A 1002-nucleotide genomic window follows, 5' to 3' on the forward strand; every position below is an offset into this window, starting at 1 on the left:
ACTTTATCCGAACACCTCCCACATTCATCCGCACATGTGCGGATGAATGTGGGAACCCGATACCCTGAGGGCCGGATCGGCCGGCCCCGGGAGATCGGAGGACGGCATGTCCGGAAAGAGGAAGAAGGGTTCCGCGGAGGCGGCCCCGAGGGCCTACGGCAGGCTCACCAGGCACGAGCGGGACACGGTCCAGAGGATGCTGGAGCGCAGGGCCTCGTGCAGGGAGATCGCCAGGGAGCTGGGCAGGTCGCCCTCGACGGTGAGCGCCGAGGTGGCGTCGCACAGGTTCGTGACGGCGCCGAAGTCCAGGCGCGGCGAGCGCGTCGACGGCTCGGCCGACCTGTCGGCGGCCTGCCCGCGCCTGGCGGCGTGGCCGCGCTGCTGCAACGGGTGCGGCCGGTACCGTGCGATCGGCTGCAAGCGCCGCCCGCACGTATTCTACGAGGCCCGCGCCGCGCAGCTGTGCGCGGACTCGGTGCTCGTCTCGTCCAGGCGCGGGATAGACGCCGACGAGCCCGCCGCGGCGGCCAGGCTGGAGACGATAAGGGACTGCCTGCGCCGGGGGCTCTCCCCCGAGCAGATGGCGGCGCGCAACGGCGGCCCGGTGGACCTGTCGCCCTCGACCATCTACCGCTGGGTCTCGGCGGGCTACGACGGCATGACCAACATGGAGCTCAGGCGAAAGGTCGGCTACAGGCCGAGGAAGCGCGCCGCGGGCCGGGCGGCCACGCGCCACTCCGCCCGCAGGTCGCATGCCGCGTTCCTCGCCCTCGGGGAGGACGCGTGCGCCGCGGCCTGGGAGATGGACACCGTCGAGGGCGCCCGGGAGGACTCGGCCTGCCTGCTCACGCTGCTCCACCGCCCCAGCAGGCTCCAGCTGGCGCTCCTGCTCGAGGCGAAGGACTCGGCGAGCGTGGAGGCGGCGCTGGAGGGCGTGCGCTCGGTGCTGGGCGCCGACGGCATGGGGAGGGTCTTCCGCGCCGTGCTCACCGACAACGGCGC

General features: G+C 73.0%; 1 protein-coding gene. It reads left to right on the top strand.

Annotated elements, in window-relative coordinates; genetic code table 11:
- Positions 1-259: 259 nt before the first annotated feature.
- On the top strand, positions 260-1002 hold a 743-nt coding region (locus tag FGQ67_RS10010; protein ID WP_465038302.1), incomplete at its 3' end, for a transposase.

It is taken from the genome of Collinsella aerofaciens (assembly GCF_005845035.1).
Classification (GTDB): domain Bacteria; phylum Actinomycetota; class Coriobacteriia; order Coriobacteriales; family Coriobacteriaceae; genus Collinsella; species Collinsella aerofaciens_I.